This window comes from Mesorhizobium sp. WSM3859 (assembly GCF_002295065.1).
GTDB lineage: Bacteria > Pseudomonadota > Alphaproteobacteria > Rhizobiales > Rhizobiaceae > Mesorhizobium.
Map to the genome: position 1 here is coordinate 400460 of NZ_NSGG01000001.1, position 18148 is coordinate 418607.

The 18148-nt window shown below is 63.9% G+C and carries 20 protein-coding genes; 6 read left to right on the forward strand and 14 right to left on the reverse strand.

The window, feature by feature from the left end; all coding sequences use genetic code 11:
- Window positions 1-72 precede the first annotated feature (72 nt).
- The 7 genes from CK230_RS01900 to CK230_RS01930 all read right to left on the reverse strand — a co-directional run bounded on the left by CK230_RS01900 (window position 73) and on the right by CK230_RS01930 (window position 7054).
- A complete protein-coding gene (locus CK230_RS01900) occupies window positions 73-660 on the reverse strand; it encodes an NAD(P)H-dependent oxidoreductase (RefSeq protein WP_095815493.1) in 588 nt (195 codons plus the stop codon).
- On the reverse strand, window positions 660-1241 hold the full coding sequence (locus CK230_RS01905; RefSeq protein WP_176479982.1) for an NAD(P)H-dependent oxidoreductase: 582 nt from the start codon (window positions 1239-1241) through the stop codon (window positions 660-662). The genes CK230_RS01900 and CK230_RS01905 overlap by 1 nt, the downstream gene beginning before the upstream one ends.
- Window positions 1241-2638: an FAD-binding oxidoreductase gene (locus tag CK230_RS01910; protein ID WP_095815495.1), complete on the reverse strand. Its 1398-nt coding sequence runs from the start codon at window positions 2636-2638 to the stop codon at window positions 1241-1243. The genes CK230_RS01905 and CK230_RS01910 overlap by 1 nt, the downstream gene beginning before the upstream one ends.
- Window positions 2638-3939: a cytosine deaminase gene (locus tag CK230_RS01915; protein ID WP_095815496.1), complete on the reverse strand. Its 1302-nt coding sequence runs from the start codon at window positions 3937-3939 to the stop codon at window positions 2638-2640. Before CK230_RS01915 ends, CK230_RS01910 begins: the two co-directional genes overlap by 1 nt.
- A 438-nt stretch (window positions 3940-4377) precedes the next feature.
- Window positions 4378-5229 carry an ABC transporter permease gene (locus CK230_RS01920; protein ID WP_095815497.1) on the reverse strand — a complete coding sequence of 284 codons (852 nt, stop codon included), beginning with the start codon at window positions 5227-5229 and terminating at the stop codon, window positions 4378-4380.
- Window positions 5216-6034 (reverse strand): ABC transporter ATP-binding protein, encoded by an 819-nt coding sequence (locus CK230_RS01925; protein WP_095815498.1) that lies wholly within the window; start codon window positions 6032-6034, stop codon window positions 5216-5218. Before CK230_RS01925 ends, CK230_RS01920 begins: the two co-directional genes overlap by 14 nt.
- A 15-nt stretch (window positions 6035-6049) precedes the next feature.
- Window positions 6050-7054 carry an ABC transporter substrate-binding protein gene (locus tag CK230_RS01930; protein ID WP_095815499.1) on the reverse strand — a complete coding sequence of 335 codons (1005 nt, stop codon included), beginning with the start codon at window positions 7052-7054 and terminating at the stop codon, window positions 6050-6052.
- Between the two features lie 252 nt (window positions 7055-7306).
- On the opposite strand from CK230_RS01930, the gene CK230_RS01935 reads away from it, so the two are divergent.
- Window positions 7307-7690 carry a RidA family protein gene (locus tag CK230_RS01935; protein ID WP_095815500.1) on the forward strand — a complete coding sequence of 128 codons (384 nt, stop codon included), beginning with the start codon at window positions 7307-7309 and terminating at the stop codon, window positions 7688-7690.
- 68 nt (window positions 7691-7758) lie between these two features.
- Window positions 7759-8556 (forward strand): creatininase family protein, encoded by a 798-nt coding sequence (locus tag CK230_RS01940; protein ID WP_176479983.1) that lies wholly within the window; start codon window positions 7759-7761, stop codon window positions 8554-8556.
- Window positions 8557-8574: 18 nt separating this feature from the next.
- Here the strand turns inward: CK230_RS01940 and CK230_RS01945 are convergent, their stop codons facing one another.
- A complete protein-coding gene (locus CK230_RS01945; RefSeq protein ID WP_095815502.1) occupies window positions 8575-9084 on the reverse strand; it encodes a tyrosine phosphatase family protein in 510 nt (169 codons plus the stop codon).
- Window positions 9081-10136: a threonine-phosphate decarboxylase CobD gene (gene cobD / locus CK230_RS01950; protein ID WP_095815503.1), complete on the reverse strand. Its 1056-nt coding sequence runs from the start codon at window positions 10134-10136 to the stop codon at window positions 9081-9083. Before cobD ends, CK230_RS01945 begins: the two co-directional genes overlap by 4 nt.
- Here cobD and cbiB point away from each other — a divergent pair.
- On the forward strand, window positions 10135-11142 hold the full coding sequence (gene cbiB, locus CK230_RS01955) for an adenosylcobinamide-phosphate synthase CbiB (RefSeq protein WP_095815504.1): 1008 nt from the start codon (window positions 10135-10137) through the stop codon (window positions 11140-11142). The genes cobD and cbiB overlap by 2 nt on opposite strands.
- Before the next feature lie 143 nt (window positions 11143-11285).
- Here the strand turns inward: cbiB and cobO are convergent, their stop codons facing one another.
- The 3 genes from cobO to CK230_RS01970 all read right to left on the reverse strand — a co-directional run bounded on the left by cobO (window position 11286) and on the right by CK230_RS01970 (window position 13282).
- Window positions 11286-11915 (reverse strand): cob(I)yrinic acid a,c-diamide adenosyltransferase, encoded by a 630-nt coding sequence (cobO, locus tag CK230_RS01960; protein ID WP_095815505.1) that lies wholly within the window; start codon window positions 11913-11915, stop codon window positions 11286-11288.
- A gap of 1 nt (window position 11916) precedes the next feature.
- On the reverse strand, window positions 11917-12462 hold the full coding sequence (gene cobU / locus CK230_RS01965) for a bifunctional adenosylcobinamide kinase/adenosylcobinamide-phosphate guanylyltransferase (RefSeq protein WP_095815506.1): 546 nt from the start codon (window positions 12460-12462) through the stop codon (window positions 11917-11919).
- A gap of 133 nt (window positions 12463-12595) precedes the next feature.
- Window positions 12596-13282, reverse strand: coding sequence for a gamma-glutamylcyclotransferase (locus CK230_RS01970; protein WP_095815831.1), 687 nt, complete (start codon window positions 13280-13282; stop codon window positions 12596-12598).
- 102 nt (window positions 13283-13384) lie between these two features.
- On the opposite strand from CK230_RS01970, the gene CK230_RS01975 reads away from it, so the two are divergent.
- The gene (locus CK230_RS01975) at window positions 13385-14575 is read left to right on the forward strand and encodes an aromatic ring-hydroxylating dioxygenase subunit alpha (protein WP_095815507.1); all 1191 of its coding nucleotides are present in this window, start codon (window positions 13385-13387) and stop codon (window positions 14573-14575) included.
- Here the strand turns inward: CK230_RS01975 and CK230_RS01980 are convergent.
- Entirely contained in the window at window positions 14544-15743 is a 1200-nt protein-coding gene (locus CK230_RS01980; protein WP_095815508.1) for an MFS transporter, read from the reverse strand. The genes CK230_RS01975 and CK230_RS01980 overlap by 32 nt on opposite strands.
- A gap of 229 nt (window positions 15744-15972) precedes the next feature.
- Here CK230_RS01980 and CK230_RS01985 point away from each other — a divergent pair, with 229 nt between their 5' ends.
- Together CK230_RS01985 and CK230_RS01990 are read left to right on the forward strand one after the other, a co-directional pair.
- Window positions 15973-16974 carry a DUF1624 domain-containing protein gene (locus CK230_RS01985; protein ID WP_095815509.1) on the forward strand — a complete coding sequence of 334 codons (1002 nt, stop codon included), beginning with the start codon at window positions 15973-15975 and terminating at the stop codon, window positions 16972-16974.
- On the forward strand, window positions 16971-17450 hold the full coding sequence (locus CK230_RS01990; RefSeq protein WP_095815510.1) for an isoprenylcysteine carboxylmethyltransferase family protein: 480 nt from the start codon (window positions 16971-16973) through the stop codon (window positions 17448-17450). Before CK230_RS01985 ends, CK230_RS01990 begins: the two co-directional genes overlap by 4 nt.
- Window positions 17451-17688: 238 nt before the next feature.
- Here CK230_RS01990 and CK230_RS01995 read toward each other — a convergent pair whose 3' ends face one another.
- Entirely contained in the window at window positions 17689-18075 is a 387-nt protein-coding gene (locus tag CK230_RS01995) for a MerR family DNA-binding transcriptional regulator (protein ID WP_095815511.1), read from the reverse strand.
- Window positions 18076-18148 lie beyond the last annotated feature (73 nt).

An 18148-nucleotide genomic window follows, 5' to 3' on the forward strand; every position in this document is an offset into this window, starting at 1 on the left:
AATATGCACTTCATTTCCGCATAAAAAAAGGCAAACCCGTTCGGCGCGATCCCGCAGGGAAGCTGAAACCCCCTAAAACCGCTCCAGCGTCCTTCGAACTTTGACCAAGAACGTCGCCCTGCTCTTCGGCGTCGAGGAATCCATCAGATAGTGCGCCAGGAAGAACGTCTTGCAGCGCGTGGCGCAGAGCGCCCGCATGCCGCGCAGGATCGTCTTGCGGCCCGGCTGGCCGACGACCACGCTCCACCAGGTCGGGGCGCCGCAGGTGGTGATGACGCCGACCTTGGTGACATGCCGCATCAGCGACGTGATCCGTCCTTTGCCGGCCGGCAGCTTGAAGGCGATGTCGGTCGCCCAGACCCGGTCGAACCAGCCCTTCAGCATCGCCGGCAGGCCGTACCACCAGGTCGGGTAGATGAAGAGGATCGCCTCTGCCCACATAAGAAGGTCGAAATGCGGCTTGAGCGCCGGATCTTCCGGCGCGCGGTCGTTGTAGAAGCGCCGCTCCTCGCAGCTCATCACCGGATCGAAATTCTCGGCATAGAGGTCGAGCAAACGCACATCCCAGCCTCGTCGTCTCAGCACCTCGATCGCCGTGTCGCAGATCGCCGCGCAATAGCTTTCCGGCACCGGATGGCAATAGACCACCAGGACGCGCATCAGAAGGCGTCCATCGTGGCCGCGACCTTTGCCATGAACGCGTTGCGCGTCTCGTCGGTCGAAAGGTTCATCGAATAATGCGCGAGATAGGAAACGGGGGCGCCGGGCTTGATGGTCGCCCGCAGCATGCGCTTGACTATCTTGCGCGGCGGATCGCCCATCAGCATGGCGCGAAACCGGCTGCCGCCATAGGTGGTTATGGCCGCCATCTTGCGGATATTGTGCAGCGTCGGCTGCACCTTGCCGTCGACCAGCTTGAACGACACGCCGGGCAGGAAGACGCGGTCGAAAAAACCTTTCAGGATCGCTGGATAGCCGTAGTTCCAGACAGGGAAAGACAGCACCAGCGCCTCGGCCTTGCGCAGCCTTTCGACGTAGCCGGCGACTGCGTCTGCAGGACTGCGCTGGTCGTGATAGCCGAGCCGCTCAGTCCGCGTCAGCCGCGGATCGAAATCCTCGGCGTAGAGATCGCAATCGTCGATCATGTGACCCGCCGCGGTCAAGCGCTCGACGATCGTCCGGTGTAGGCCGGCGTTGAAGCTGGTCTCCACCGGATGCGCGTAGAGCACGAGGATGTTCATCAGCCCGCCTTTTGCAGGCCCTTGAACAGGAAGGGCTTGCCCGAGCGATAATCGTAGGCGGGGTTTTCCCAGGCGATCATCTTGCCCGGGTTGAGCAGCCCTTGCGGATCGGTCTGGCGCTTGAAGGCAAGCTGCACATCGTCTGTTCGCTTCATGCCGCCCTCTTCCAGCGTGTAGCGGTGCGGGTTGAAGATCCAGCAGCCATTGTCCTCATGGATACGGATGATCTCGTCGAGCCGCTCTTGCGTTGTGTAGCGCACCAGCGGCAGGCCGGCGGCACCGATCGCGCCGTCGAAGCGGATGAACTCCAGATGCGCCGGCACCTCGTCGCCGAAGCGCTCGACCATCGCCTTGACGTGGGCGAGATGATTCGGCGACGGATAGCGCGTCTGTAGATAGGTGATGGTCGGATCGACCCGGATGGCCCGCAGCGTCGTGTGGTTCCAGGTCAGTTCATAGGCCGGCGGCAACCCTTTGAGATCGGCCTCCTGGTCGGCCCGGAACACGATCTCGCCGCTGGTGCTGCGCACGAAGGCGACAAAGGCATCCATCGCATGCGGCGCGATCATGCACACCACGATGCTCTGCTCGCGCCGGAAGAATTTCTGGTGCCGCTTGAAATAGTCGTAAGGGATCGGCGCGGCGATCGGCGTGATCAGCTTGGCCAATATCCCGTCCTGGACGGCGAGGTCGTTGCCGAGGCCGGCCGCATCCATGAAATCGTCGAAGCCGACGATGACGTCGATCCAGTCATAGGAGGCGGTCAGCGGCATCTCGACCTCAGTGATGATGCCGTTGGTGCCATAGGCGTGCATGACCTTGAGCACCTCTTCGCCGGTCAGCTCCATGACGCGCGGCTCGGCCTCCATCGTCACGGTCCGCAGCCGGATGACGTTTCCGAGGTCGCGCAACCCGCCCCAGCGGATCGAGCCGACGCCGCCCGAGCCGCCGGCGATGAAGCCGCCGATCGACGCGGTGTTGTAGGTCGAGGGCGACATGCGCAATTCCTGGCTGGAATGCGCACGCGTCGCCTTGTCGATCTCGGCCAGCACCGCGCCCGGCCCGGTCACCACGCGCCCCGGCGCGATCGACTTGATCTCGTTCATCTCCGCGAGGTTGAGCACGACGCCACCCGACAGCGGCATGGCCTGCCCGTAGTTGCCGGTGCCGCTGCCTCGCGGCGTCACCGGAACCCCGTGCCGATGGCAGGCCGCAAGCACGCGGATCACCTCGTCCTCGTTCTTCGGCGTGACGATCAGGTCGCCTTTGACATGATCGAGCTGCGCCTTCAGCACCGGGCTGTACCAGTAGAAGTCGCGGCTCTTCTGCAGGACGATGGCGGGATGGTCGTCGATCTTGATCCCGTCGAGATCGCGCTTCAGCGCTGCGATATCCATCATCCCACCATCAATTCGTCGAGTTCGGCATAGTCCGGCAGTTGGCGTTCGATCGCCATGCCCTCGCGCACCACGATGCGATCCGATTCGGGCCGCGACAGCAATTCGGTCCAGCTCCGTCCCTTGAAGACGATGAAGTCGGCGCTGCCGCCGGCGGCAAGCGTGCCGGCGCCGTCGAGACGCATCACCTCGGCCGGCGTCGCCGCTACCGCCTTCGGCCAGTCGCCGACCGGATGGTCGAAATGCAGGATGCGCGTCGCCATGCGGTAGACTTCCAGCATGTCGAGATCGCCATAGGCGTAGAACGGATCGCGCGTGTTGTCGGAGGCGACAGCGACCTTGATGCCGCGCGCCTTCATCTCGTGCAGCAGCGTCACGCCGCGCCAGCGCGGTGTCGTTTGGTTGTTGCGCCGGTCCTGCAGATAGAGATTGCACATCGGCAGCGACACCACGGCAAGCCGCGCCTTTGCCACCTTGTCCAGCGTGTCGAGCACCTCGAGGTCCGGCTGGCGCGCCAGCGAACAGCAATGGCCGACCAGGATGTTGCCCTCAAAGCCGTTCCACAGCGAGGCCTCGGCGATCTTCTTCAGCGAAACGGCCGCGACGTCATCCGTCTCGTCGGCATGGAAGTCGAGATCGAGCCCATGCTTGATGGCTTCAGCGAAAACCTGGTCGAGCAGTTCCTCGAGATCGGGCACCATATAGGTGACGACGCCGAGCACCCCCTTGGCCGCGGCGACGCGCTTGGCCAGCTGCTCGAACCAGGCTTTGTCGCGCACGCCTTCGATGCCGAGCAGGCAGGCCGCTTGCAACTCTATCCGCCCGCGCCATTTCTCGCGCATCGCCTCGAACACCGGCCAGGAGATTTCCTCCTGCGGCGGCACGCTGTCGAGATGCGTGCGCAAGGCCTTGGTGCCATGCGCGTAGGCCGAGCGCAGCGAGAAATCCATGCGGCGCGCGACATCTTCCGCGCTCCAGCGCGCGGTGCGGTCGGCGCCGGTGGCATTGAGCGCGCCCATGAAGGTGCCGTCCGGATTGGGCTTTCGCGGCCAGATATGGCCTTTGTCGATATGGGTGTGACAGTCGACGAAACACGGCAGCACGATGCGACCGGCAAGGTCGATTGCGTTGTCTTCTGGCTTCGACTTGGCTTGGGCGACAATGCTTGTGATCCTGCCATCGGTGACCACCAGATCGGCCAGCGCGAAACCGTCCGAGTCGAACGGTGCTGCAAAGCCCGGCGTCAGCGACCGGTGAAGCCGAACGTTAGCCAGGCGATAAGAACCAGAGATAGGTATCAAGGCCTGCTCCCAGCTGTCCTACGCAACACCGTTCTGTTGGGTCGGAGACACGCCGAACGGCCGTGCGGAGACATCGCGAACAGTTTTGCACCGCCGCTAAGCTCAAAGGGAACGGCATGGATCCTCGGGTCTGCGCGTCCGCTTCGCTCCCGCTCCGCCCGTGGATGACGAAGAGAAAGGATGCCGCCACCAATCGCAAACGTCTGGGATACCGCGGCTCCTACAAATCTCCAGCATCGGCGATTTGCATATGCCGTCCTGTCCTTCGTCATCCACGGGCGCAGCGGGAGCGAAGCGGACGCGTAGACCCGAGGATCCATTCCGTTACGGTCGCCCAAGAGTGCGGCGGTATAAAACTGTTCGCGATGTCTCCGCACGCCTGTTCGCTGTGTCTCTGGCCCAAGCAGGCCGTCACCGTTCTTAATCACGCCAACCACTCTAGCGCTCCTGCTTCAGCGCGCTCTCGTGCCAGCGGCGCAGGATCAGATGCGACACCAGCGACAGCACCAGGAAAATCAGGATGCCGGTGAGCGAGATCAGGATCAGCGCCGCGAACAGCCGCGGCGCGTTGAGCCGGTAACCGGCCTCGATGATGCGCGAGGCAAGGCCAGACGACTGCCCCTGTGCGCCGGCGACGAATTCAGCGACCACGGCGCCGATCAGCGACAGGCCGCCGGCGATCTTCAACCCGCCGAGGAAATAGGGCATCGCCGCCGGCAGGCGCAGATAGCGCAATTGCTGCCAGCGTGTCGCGCCGTTGAGCTTGAACAGGTCGCGTAGGTTCCGGTCGACGGAGTTCAGCCCGAGCGTGGTGTTGGAGAGGATCGGGAAGAAGGCGACGATCCAGGCGCAGAGCAGCAGTTTGACGGTCTGGTTGTTCACATAGATGTTGATCAACGGAAAGATGGCCACGATCGGCGTCACCTGCAGCACGATGGCGAAGGGGAAGAACGACATCTCCACCCATTTCGACTGTGCGAACAGCACCGCCAGCCCGACGCCGCCAATGACGGCAAGCAGCAGGCTGAGAAAGGTGATCCTGAGCGTTACCAGCAGCGAGGAAAACAACAGGCCGGCATCATTGTGCAGCGTCTGCAGCACCACGCCGGGACGCGGCAGGATATATTGCGGGATCTCGTTCCAGACGCAGATGCGATCCCACAGCCAGATCGCCAGCACCATGATCGCCAGCGGCAGCACCCATTTGCCGATCCGCTCCAGCCGCTCCTGGCGGACGCGGCGCGCCTCCTCGGGATCAAGCTTCAGCCCAGTGTCTTCAATGGCCGTCATGATGGGGTCCGGCGGTTGAGTTGATGGCGTCGACCAGCACGTCCGAGGCCTGGCGGCAAAGCGCGGCGTAGTCGGGTGAGGTCCGGAATACCTCGTCGCGCGGATAGGGCGCGCCGATGGGAAGCTCACCGAAAACACGGCCCGGCCGCGCGGCCATGACAACGACGCGGCTGGAGAGGAACACGCTTTCGAAGACGCTGTGGGTAACGAAGACCACGGTGAAACGCTCGTCCTGCCACAGTTCCAGAAGGTCGTTGTTGAGCTTGAAGCGGGTGATCTCGTCCAGCGCCGCGAAGGGCTCGTCCATCAGAAGGATGCGCGGCTTCGTCACCATGGCGCGCGCGATCGAGACACGCATCTTCATGCCGCCGGAAAGCTCGCGCGGCACCGCGTTCTCGAAGCCGGTGAGATGGACGCGCGACAGCATCTCCATCACCGCCGGCGCCGCCTTGGCCCGCGACACGCCCTTCAGCCTCAGCGGCAGCCAGACATTGTCGAAGACGCTTGCCCAAGGCAACAGCGTCGGCTCCTGGAAGACGAAGCCGATGTTCGAGCGGTCGATCGAGCCGCGCCAGTCGAGCTGCCCGGAGGTCGGCGTCGATAGGCCGGCGATCAGCCTGAGCGCGGTCGACTTGCCGCAGCCGGACGGGCCGAGCAGGCTGAGGAAATCGCCCTCGCGGATGGCGAGATCGACCTTGCTCAGCGCCGTCACGCCGTTGGAAAAGACCTTGCCGACGTCGCGCAGCGAAAGCAGCATCGGGCCCTCGCCCGATGCCGCTTTCTGCGCCACTTTCTCCTGGATCATCTCAGGCAGGCCGCCTTACTTCTTCAACTCCAGCCCGACGCCCTTGTTGACGAAGGCCAGCGTGTAGGCCTTCTTGATGTCGATACCCGGCTGCGCGACCTTGGCCTTGACCATCTTGTCGTAGAAGCTCTGGATGCGCGCGTCGGTCATGGCGCCGATGCCGAGCTTTTCCGTATCGCCGGAATCGACGACGCCGAACTTCTTCAACTGCTCGATCGAGAAGGCGATCTGCTCATCCGTCATGTCCGGATTGTCCTTCTTGATCATGTCGTTGGCGGCTTTGTTGTCGCCGTAGAGATAATTATACCAGCCCTTGGCCGAGCCATCGACGAAGCACTGCACGACCTCCGGCCGCTTGTCGATCGTGTCCTGCATGACTTCGACGGTCGTCGCATAGGTATCCCAGCCGTAATCGGCGAGCAGGAACTGGTTCGGAACGAAGCCGCCGGCCTTCTGCACCGCAAACGGCTCGGACGTGACATAGCCCTGCTGGATCGATTTCTTGTTGGCGATGAACGGCGCCGGATTGAAGGTGTAAGGCACGCGCTTCGCCGCATCGAAACCGAGCTCGGTCACCATCCACTGGAAGAAGGTTTGCGCGCCCTCGTCGCCGAGAATGTACTGGTCGGCGTTTTTCAGGTCTTCCCACTTGTCCAGCCCCTGCCCCGGCTGGGACATGATGACCTGCGGGTCTTTCTGGAAATCGGCGGCGACGACACGCATCGGGATGCCCTGCTGCACGGCGTCGAAGGCCGACAGCAAATTGCCGCCCATGTAGAAATCGATCTTGCCGGCAAGCAGCATCGGCCGGCCGCTGACCTGCGGGCCGCCCTGCATGATGGTGACGTCGAGGCCGCACGCGGCATAGGTGCCGTCGGCAACGGCCTGATAGTAGCCGCCATGCTCCGGCTCGGCCAGCCAGTTGGTGCCGAACGTCACCTTCTCGTTTGCGGCAGCAGCCAGCGTGCCCGCCACCAGCAAGGCGATCGAGCCCGCCAGGATCTTCCCATTTCCGATCATAAACTCACCCTCTGTTGGCTCCGGCGCGCAGCGCGCTGGGCTCGACACCATTGGTTCAAGAAGCAAGACACATGCCACCGCCCGGACCGCCCGCTTGCGCGGCAGTCATTGCCGAGACCGGAAGGGTCATGCTGTACGCGAGGCATCGTGCCTATTTTTTGGACGCCTGTCCATAATCGCTCGGGCGGCATGCACCGCATCTTGAAGCTTTCATGAATCGAGCCTTAGTCTGCCGGCGCACAGGAGAATGCCATGCTGAAATACCTCGCCCCAAAGACCATCAAGCCGCCCTTCGCCCGTTACAGCCACGGCGTTGAAATACCTGCCGGAAAGCGGCTTGTGCTATGCTCCGGTCAACTGGGCATCGGGGCTGACGACCAAGTTCCCGAGGACGCCGGCGCGCAGACCGAGCTCTGCTTCAAGAACATCGCTGCGATTCTGAGCGAAGCCGGGCTGACCTTGAACGACACGGTGCGCATCAACGCCTTCGTCACCGGCCGCGAACATCTGCAGGCCTATATGGACGTCCGCAACCGGCTCTTTTCAGACCCGGCGCCCGCCTCCACGCTGATGATTGTTTCGGGCTTTGCTCGCCCGGAATTCAAGGTCGAGGTGGAGGTGCTCGCGGCAGGCTGACGGTTGCCCATCGACGCCGGGCGATTTAGACCCTGCTGGCTGGTTTTCAGAACTTTCGGGAGACGACATTGACGAAAAGACGAGTGTGGTGGGGCGACTACCGGACGACCGAATATGCCTCGATCGATGCCGAGGCGACCATCGCCGTGCTGCCGGTGGCGGCGATCGAGCAGCACGGCCCGCATCTGCCCGTCTCGACCGACACATCGATCATGACCGGCATGCTGGAAACGGTGATCGCGCGCCTGCCCGACGATCTCGACATCCGCATCCTGCCGGTGCAGGCGGTCGGCAAGTCGAACGAGCACCTGCATGCACCCGGCACCCTCACCCTGCCGGCGACCACGCTGGTGGATGCCTGGACCGAGCTTGGCCTGTCGATCGCGCGCGCCGGGGTCAGAAAGCTGATCATCGTCAATTCGCATGGCGGCAATGAAGAGATCATGGGCATCGTTTCCCGCGAATTGCGCGTGCGCGCCAAAATGCTGTCGGTGAAGACGAGCTGGCAGCGCTTCGGCCGGCCGGCCGGCATGTACACCGAGCTCGAGGACCGTCACGGCATCCATGGCGGCGATGTCGAGACCTCGCTGATGCTGCACTTCCGGCCCGACCTCGTCGACATGGGCAAGGCGGACAATTTCGTCTCAAATGTCGGCCGCGCCGAAAAGGAATTCGCCCTGCTCCGCCACACCGGAACGCACGCCTTTGCCTGGATCGCCAGCGACCTAAACCCAAACGGCGTGGTCGGCGATGCCTCGATCGCCACCGCCGAGAAAGGTCGGCTCACCGCCGAGCATCAGGCCGACGGCTTTATCAGCCTGGTCAAGGATGTTCGTAAGGCGAAGCTGACCGACTGGCTGTCGTAGCGGTGCGTCCGCTGTGATCTAAGCTTCGATCCCCAATTCGAAGGGGACTCCTTCGAACGCGTCGGCACCGCGCCCGATCGCCTCGATCGCCGTAATCATGCGGCCGTCGCGCTGAAGCAGCATGTCGGCAACCGCGATCAGCCGTGGATTGGGCGTCGCTGTCGGTGACAGGAAGCGCAGCGTCTTCGCGAGTTCCATCTCGTCGCGCGTCGGCGCCAGCGCCGCGGCGATGATGTAGGCCGACGCCGTCGAGCGGCTGACGCCGGCATAGCAATGCACGACCAGCGGTTTTGCCCGATCCCAACGATAGGCGAAATCGAGCAAGGCCCGCACGTGCTCCTCACCCGGCATCGTCATGCCTTCCTGCGCCACGGCGATATCGTGCATGACGAGATGCAGATGGTTTTCCGCCAGGATCGAGGCCGGGCGGGTCACCTCCGTGCCTGCGGCAAGCAGCGAAAGCAGCCGCTGTGCACCGGTCCTTGCCACGGTTTCGTCGACCTTCGACAGCGAACAGACATGGATCATTGTCCGATCTCCTTCGGCACATCCTTACGCCGTGCGGCCCAGGCGGCAAGCGCGCTTTCAAGGCGCTGCCATTCTGGCTCGCTGCCCGGCAAGCCAACACGCAGCACTCCAGGCCGCTCGGCGAAATGCCGGACCAGCACGCCCTGCTCGCCGAGCACCGAAAACAGGCTTGGAGCCTCGGCAAACGACAAATAGCGGAACAGGCTGGTGCCGCCGGCGACCGGCACATCGAAGCGGCCAAGCAGCAAGTCGAGCCGCATGGCTTCCTCTGCCAGGCGTTGCCGCATGGTGGCCTGCCATCCCGCATCCAACAGGGCGCGGATGCCATATTCGAGCGCCGGACCGGCCACCGCCCAAGGCCCGAGCTGCGCATCCAGCCGTTCGGCCGTCAGTTGATCCGCCAGCGCAAAGCCGAGCCTCACGCCGGCAAGGCCGAAGAACTTGCCGAACGAGCGCAGCACGACAATGCCGCCCGCCCCGACATCCCCCGCCAGGCTTTGCTCGATCGGGCCGACATCCATGAAGGCCTCGTCGACGACGAGCAGCCCGCCCTTGGCGCGAAGCAGCGCCGCGAGCTCAAGCAGGCGCGGCTTTTCGATCACCTGCCCGTCCGGATTGTTGGGATTGACCAGCACCGCGAGATCCGCGTCGGCCAGTGCGTTGAAATCGCTGACCTCCGCCACCGCATGGCCGGCGATGGCCGCGGCGCGGGCGTGTTCGGCATAGGTCGGGCCGAGCACCAGCGCCTTGCCGGGCCGTAGCAGCGAAGCAACGCGCGGCAGCAGAATCTGTGTGCCGGGCGCCGCCGCCACATGCGACGCCGACGGCGCGCCATAGGCCGTGGCCGCAATTTCGGCCAATTCGCGCAGTTGTGCTGCCTCCGGCAATCGGGACAGGGCGGTGGCGGGCAATTCGAAAAGCGGATAGGAGTGTGGGTTGATACCTGTCGAGAGGTCCACGAAAGGTTGTGGCGCATGAGGAAAAAGCGCGCTTGCCCGGCCAAGGCTGCCGCCATGATCAACCGCCGCGATCGCACCGCTTAGAAGCTTCATGTCTGTCCTGATCGCTTTCCTGTCACTCGCCGTCGAACGGGTCCTCGGCTATCCGGACTGGCTGTTCAATGCCATTGGCCATCCGGTCACCTGGATCGGCAGGCTGATATCCTTTCTCGATCGCAGGCTCAACCGCGCCACCGATTCCGACGAAATACGTCGCCGCCAGGGTGTGGGGGCGTTGCTCATTATATTGCTGGTGCCTGGCCTCATCGGCCTTGCGCTGCATGTCATGCTCTGGCTGATCTTCCCGTCGGGTCTGGTCATTGCCGCCATCCTCGGCTCCACGCTGCTGTCGCAGAAAAGCCTCGCCGAGCATGTCGAGGAGGTCGCCGACGCGCTGGAGACCGGCGGCCTGACGCTCGGCCGCATCGCCGTTTCGCGCATTGTCGGCCGCGACCCCGAAAAGCTCGACAAAGCGGGTGTCGCCCGCGCAGCGATCGAAAGCCTGGCTGAGAACTTCTCCGACGGCATCGTCGCGCCCGCTTTCTGGACTGGCGTCGGTGGTCTCGCCGGCGGCGCTGCCTACAAGGCCGCCAACACCGCCGATTCGATGATCGGCCACCGCACGCCGAAACACGAAGCCTTTGGCCGTGCGGCCGCCCGTTTCGACGATCTGATCAACCTGCCCGCATCGCGGCTGACAGGCCTGCTCATCGTGCTGGCGGCCTTTCTGGTCCCGGGCGCCGACCCACACGGCGCCTGGCAGGTGATGCGGCGCGATGCCAGGAAACACCGCTCGCCCAATGCCGGCTGGCCGGAAGCCGCGATGGCCGGTGCGCTGGGGCTTTCCCTCGCCGGACCGCGCAGCTATGGCGGCGAGGTCGTGGAGGACGCCTTCATGGGCGAAGGCGGCCGCCGCGAGGCCGAAAGCACCGACATCCGCCAGGCGCTGAAGCTCTACCGTGTCGCCGACTGGCTGCTGCTTGGCCTGTTCGCGGTGCTGTCGGCGATCGTGATCTATCTGACCATTTCGATCAGCGGCTCAGATTCGATCAGCCGCTAACGATGGTGTGTTGAGATTCAGGTCAGGCCGAGCCGAAAACGGTGGATTCCGAGAACCGGAGCGGAGCGTACTTAAGTACGTGAGCACCGGAAGCGCAGGAAGCCGGCGTTTGCAGGCCGGCCTCACCTGAATATCAGCACACCTTAGAACTCGATCCCCTGCTGCGCCTTCACGCCCGCCGAGAAATGATGCTTCGTCAGCCCCATTTCGGTGACGAGATCGGCCGCCTCGACAAGCAGCGGCTTGGCGTTGCGGCCTGTGACGATGACATGCAGATCGCCCCGCCGCGCCTTCAGCGCCGCCACCACCTGTTTCAGGTCCAGATAATCGTAGCGCAGCGCTATGTTGAGCTCGTCGAGCACCACGAGGCTGATCGACGGATCAGCCATCAGTTCCAGCGCCTTGGCCCAGGCGGCTTCGGCGGCGGCGATGTCGCGCTTCAAATCCTGGGTCTCCCAGGTGAACCCCTCGCCCATCGCATGCCAGACGACGCGGTCGCCGAAGGCTGCAAAGGCGTCCTTTTCGCCGGTATGCCATTTGCCCTTGATGAACTGAACGACGCCGACCCGCTTGCCGTAGCCAAGCATCCTCAGCGCCAGGCCGAAAGCCGCCGTGGTCTTGCCCTTGCCCGGCCCGGTGTTGACGATCAGCAGGCCTTTCTCGATCGTCTTGCCGGCGACCTCGGCATCCTGCACCGCTTTGCGCTTGGCCATCTTGGCGCGATGGCGCTCGGCGTCCCCCTCGCTAATCGTCTGGTCCTCGATTTCAGCCATGTCACTTCACCTTGAGCGGTAGCCCCGCCACCATCATGAGAACGCTGTCGGCAGCGGCCGCGACCTGCTGGTTGAGCCGGCCCGCGGCGTCGCGGAACCGGCGCGCCAGGGCGTTGTCGGGGACTATGCCGAGCCCGACTTCGTTGGAAACCACGAACCACGGCCCGCGCGGCCGCGACAGCACGTCAGCCAGCCGCCGGCATTCGGCCTCGACATCATGTTCGGCCAGCATGTGATTGGTGAGCCACAAAGTCAGGCAATCGATCAGCACCGGTTCGTGATTCGGCAAAGCCTCGACTGCGCCGACCAGGTCGAGCGGCGCATCGACAGTGACCCAACCTTCGCCGCGCCGCGACCGGTGCAGCGCAATGCGCTCGCGCATCTCGTCATCATAGGCCTGCGCCGTGGCGATGTAGGTCCAGGGCGACGGGTTCGCGGTCGTCAGGTTTTCGGCATGCGAACTCTTGCCTGAGCGCGCGCCGCCCAGGATGAAGGTCAGTCTCCGGTCGGAAGCTCTATTGCCGCTCGCGGCTGTCGCGCCGGTCATTCCTGTCTTGGTCCTCGGATGAAATCTTGCGGCAGCCAATGGGCTGACAGGGCGCGACTTTAGGCAGAAGCGCTCAAACCGGCAAACCAAATTCCGCCACCGCTCGGCGCGATTGCGGCACGGCTCACGACCGCTACGAGCCGGCGATCCGGGCGGCGACCAGCTGCTGCAACCGCCACAGATGCGCGTCATGGATGCCGCGCTGCTCCAGGTTTTTCACTGTGTTGTAGAGATAGTCGGCGCCCGAGCCCCAATGGCCGCAGGAGGTCGCCAGCCTTTCGACAACCGCTTCCTCGCTCAACGGGCCGGCATAGGTGGTGCCCTGCCGGTTGATGACGAAGGCCAGCGCCCGTAGCGGACCGGCATCGCTCGTCAGGTTGAGCAGGCGCGGATGGTAGCTGGTCGGCTTCAGCGTCACCTCTCGCCGCAGGATCTTGTCGAGTTGCTCGCGCCTGTTGCCGTCGCCCAGCCGAAAGGCGACGCCCTTGCACTGCCCGCCGCGGTCCAGCGCCATCATCAGGCCCGGACTTTCCTTGGTACCGCGCCAGCGCGTCATCTTCATGCAGAAGGACCTGCGCCAGCCGCGCAGCAGGGCCACCCGCTCCTCGACATGCTCGATCTCGGGCTTCCAGATCAGGGAACCGTAACCAAACAGCCAAAGCGGTTCGTTGGCGGGAAGCTGCGACTCCAGCGTACGCGTCATCGCGTCATAGTCGGCGTCATCCAGATGCTCGGCATCGGGATCGGGCCCGCTATCCTCGACAACGCGAAAGCAGCGGGCGACTAGCTCCTCGGTAAGCGACATGGTTCTTGGCAGCATGCGCGCGACCATAAGGTTCCTGCGCGACTGAAACAATGCGGCCGCCTCGCGATTGACAACTCCTTAGCCCGGGTGTCGGCTATTCGCAGCCAGGAGTAGCCGATGCAGCCCAATCCGAGCGAACGCGATCCTTACAACGGCCTGACCAGCCTCCACCCGACCTTGCCGTCGGCGGCCTATTGGGACGCCGAAGCATACCGGCGCGATCTGGACGCCATCTGGTACCGAAGCTGGCTGATGGTCTGTCGCGAGGCCGATCTCGCCGAGCCGCTTGCCTTCCGAACGGTGCGCATCGGCAGCCAGGAGATCGTCGTGCTGCGCGACGAGACCGGCGCCTTGCGCGCCTTCCACAACACCTGCCGGCATCGCGGCTCTCAGCTTTGCCAGGAAAACGCTGGGCGGCTGAAGGCCAGGTTGCTCACCTGCCCCTACCACGCATGGTCCTATTCGCTGCGCGGCGATCTCGTGCGGGTGCCGTCGAAATCGCTACCCGACGGCTTCGACAAGGCCGACTATCCGCTCTACCGGGTGGCGCTCTCGGTCTGGCGCGGTTTCGTCTTCATCAACCTTGCCGAAGATGCCAGCGGTTCAGCGGAAGCTGCCTTCGACCGGGCTTCCGGCGATCTTTCCAACTGGCCACTGGAAACGCTCGTCACCGGCCATCGGCTGACCAAGGTGATGAACTGCAACTGGAAGATTTTCTGGGAAAACTTCAACGAATGCCTGCACTGCCCGGGCGTGCACAAGGACCTGTCGCGGCTGGTGCCGATCTATGGTCGCGGCCTGATGGCCAGGCATGACGATCCCGAATGGGCTCGCCATGCCGACAATGACGATCCGGAATTCTCGGGTCGCCTGCGCGCCGGGGCCGAAACCTGGTCGCGGGACGGCCACGTCCATGGCCCGGTCTTCCCGAGCCTGACCCCGGCCGAGCGCGCCGCCGGCCAGACCTACGCCACGTCGCTGCCCTCGATGTTCATCGTCGGCCATGTCGATTATATGCGCACGGTGCAGCTCGCCCCGCTCGGTCCCGAGCGGACCGAGCTCACCGCGGAATGGCTGTTCGCTCCGGATGCGCTGGGAAAGACCGATATCGACAACATCGTCGCCTTCGGCAACCAGGTGCTGGAGGAGGACGCCGCGATCTGCGAGGTCAACCAGAAGGGCCTGCGCTCGATGCGCCACGAGGCCGGCGTGCTGATGCCCGAGGAATACGACCTGCACCGTTTTCACGATTGGGTGCGCGAGCGCCACGCGGCGCTCAAAACGCCTTCGGCAGATAGCGCCAGGTGACGAAGCCGCAGAAGGCGGCCAGGATGCCAAGCGTGACGAACACCGATCCCAGGCCGAAGAAGGTGAGCACAACCGAATAGACGAGCGGCGGCGTCAGCTCGGAGAAATCGAGATAGGTGCGGTAGACGGCCGCCATCTGGGCTTTCTCGTAGGAGCGCACCGAGCGCATGAAGGCTGTCGAGCCGAGCGCGTCGAGGGCGATGGTGAAGAGCGCGCCGCAGAGCAGCAGCGCGGCCGTGAGCAGCGGCGCGGCCTCGCCGATGCCGCCGGCCGCAAACAGCATGGCTGCCATGGCGAAATAGGCGAAGGTCATGACCCGGCGCCCGCCGAAGCGCCTGCCTGCCCTGCCCCAGAAGATCGCCACGAACAACAGCGCATTGCCGGCCGGGACCAGCAGGCCGCCGGCAAGCTTGCCCTCGCCGGTGATCACCATGAACAGCGGGCCATAGACGAAGAACGTCGTCCAGAAGCAGGAGCGGCCGAAGGCGATCAGCCAGGCAAGTCTCAGCCTCGGCTGCTTCACGAAGCGGCCGATATTGGCGAGCGGATTGGCCGGACGCGACTTGCCGGGCCGGATCGACTGATTATCGCTCAGCCGGTAGAACCAGAACAGGCAAAGCAGCGCGAAGGCAAACACCACGACCGCGCCATGCGCGGCATAGATGCCGAAATGGGTGTAGAGGAAGATGCCGAGCGTCGGCCCGCCCGTCCAGGCAAACATCGACCACGCCATGCGCAGCGATTCGGCCTGCATGAAGTCGGTCTTGCGGATGTGATCCATGATGTAGAGGTTGAGCGTGATCGACAGCGCGCTCGCCCCCATGACGCGGCACAGCATGCCGGCAATCTGTCCGGGCAGCGTGTGGGTGACGAAGAAGGCGGAGCCGATCGCCAGCAGCACGCACCCGGCCGTGTAGACCCAGCGCCGCGCGAAGCGGCGGATCAGCATCGGCATGAACAGCGTGACCGAAAGGCCCATCAGCGACACGATGGTGTAGAGGATCGAGACGATCCGCTCATTGTGCAGAATCTCGTAGGCCTGGATCGGGATCACGCTGGAGATGGTGGCGCGGGCGAAGGATTCCACCGCATAAAGCGAGGCGAATGTGCGCGCATCGGCCGGCCGCAGGGCCGGAAGCCAGATCGGATGGCGCACATGGGTGGACATCGGCCCTCCGGGACGTGAATCGCTTTGCCAAATCTGGCCGGACCAGCCGCCGGCAAGTAGCAGGAAACCGACCCCCGGGGGCCGAAAAGCGAAGCCTGCCAAAGGCTTTCCGCCGCTGGCCTAAAGCGGAATTTGATGGCTGCCATGAAACGCATTGATGGCCGTCTGCTTCTGTCGTCGGCTTGAACCGTGATAGTCGTTTGGCACGACTGAATCGGATTGTCAGACGATGAGCCTTCAAACGACGAGCGAACCCGTTCGGGGCGCGCCCAAGCAGGGCCGCATCGCCGCCTTCGACATCATGCGCGGCGTCGCGCTGATTGCGATGGCGAGCTATCACTTCACCTGGGACCTCGAAAACTTCGGCTACACCGCGCCCGCTTTGACCGCATTCGGCTGGTGGAAATTCTATGCGCGCTGCATTGCCTCGACCTTCCTGTTCCTGGTCGGCGTCAGCCTCTTCCTCGCCCATGGCCGCCAGATCCGCTGGCCAGGCTTCTGGAAGCGCTTCGCCATGGTCGCCGTGGCGGCGATCGCCATTTCGGCGGTCACCTATCTCGTCACGCCGGATGGTTTCATCTTCTTCGGCATCCTGCATGAGATCGCGCTGGCGAGCCTGCTCGGCCTCGCCTTTCTCAGGCTGCCCTGGCTGCTGACGGCAATCATTGCCGCCGCCGTCATCGCAGCACCCTATTATCTGCGGTCGGAATTCTTCGACCATCCGGCGCTGTGGTGGGTCGGCCTTTCAGCCACCAACCCGCGTTCCAACGACTATGTGCCGCTCTTTCCCTGGTTCGGCGCCGTGCTTGCGGGCATAGCCGCGGTCAAGCTTGCTTCGGCGTCAGGCCTGCTTGCCCGGCTGGCAGCGTGGACACCCGGCCGCTGGTCGAACCCGTTGACCTTCATCGGCCGTCACAGCCTCGCCTTCTACCTCATCCACCAGCCGCTTCTGTTCGGCTCGGTCTGGCTGTTCTCGCAAGTCATGCCCGCCGCCCCTCAGGACAAGGAAGCCGGCTTCCTGCCAGCCTGCCAGGCACAGTGCGAACAGCAGCGGGACAGCAAGTTCTGTACGAGCTATTGTGGCTGCATGCTGGACACGCTGAAGGGCGAAGGGTCTCTCGACAAGCTCTACGCCAACGACCAGTCCAGCGTCTGGAAATCGCATCTGGCCGACCTGGCGGAAACCTGCACCGCCGCGACCGAGGACCAGATGGAGGGAGGGCAGCAATGACAGGCATCGCAAAGCCCAGACACGGGATCATTCCCTGGCCGCCGGTTATCTATGTCGCAGCGATCGCGGCGAGCATCGTGCTCGGCATGCTCTACCCGCTGCCCTGGATCGGCGACATATTCGGCGATCTCATGTTCGGCGTCGGCTGGGTGGCGCTGTTCGGCGTCGCCATGCTCTGGATCACCGCCATCCGCGCCATGTTCAAGGCCAGGACGACGCTCGACCCCAATGCCGAGCCCGACCACCTGGTGACGTCCGGTCCCTTCGGCATCACCCGCAACCCGATGTATCTCGCCAACACGCTGCTTTTGATCGGCGTCGCCTTCATTACCGGCATCGCCTGGTTCCTGATCTTCGCCTTCCTCGCCGCCTTCGGCACGCAGAAGCTGGCGATCGAGAAGGAGGAAAAGATCCTAGCGGCGAAGTTCGGCAAGAAATACCGCGACTATGCCAAGAGGGTGCGGCGCTGGATTTGAGGTTGAGTGGCCTGGCGATTAGCCTGAGCGTTCGGGACGTCGTCATCCTCGGGCTTGACCCGAGGATCCATGCCGTGACATCCGTCATAGAGCGCAACAGCGCAGAATTCTGCAATCGTTGCAACGCCTTAGCGCCACGGCATGGATCCTAGGGTCTGCGCGCGTCGCTGCGCTCCTTGCTCCGCCCTAGGATGACGAAATTCAGGAGGCTCCAGCCAACCGCCACCAGTACTGATGGCTACGTATTCACCCCCAGCTCAGCCAGCCGCTCCACGCAGGACTCCTCGGCCTGGTCGAGCTCGGCCAGTGTTTCCTCCAGGTCGCGCCGCTTCTGGCGCAGGTCCTCGCGCTTTTCCTCGATACGCCGGATCATCAGCTTGAGCTGGCCGACCTCGCCGGGCGGCTCCTTGTACATCTGAATGATCTCGCGGATCTCGTTGATCGAGAAACCGAGCCTTTTTCCCCGCATGATCTGACGGATGAGATGCCGATCGGATGGACGAAACAGCCGCGTGCGGCCGCGCCTGACGGGCTGCACCAGCCCTTCATCCTCATAGAAACGCAACGTCCGTGTCGACACGTCGAACTCGCGTGTCAGCTCGGTGATCGTATAATATTCCCGCATTCCCGCTCCCAAAGTCCGGACACCGCCGCTCGGAGCGTCGCCCTTCCCGCCGATCAGACCCTTCCGTGCCGGA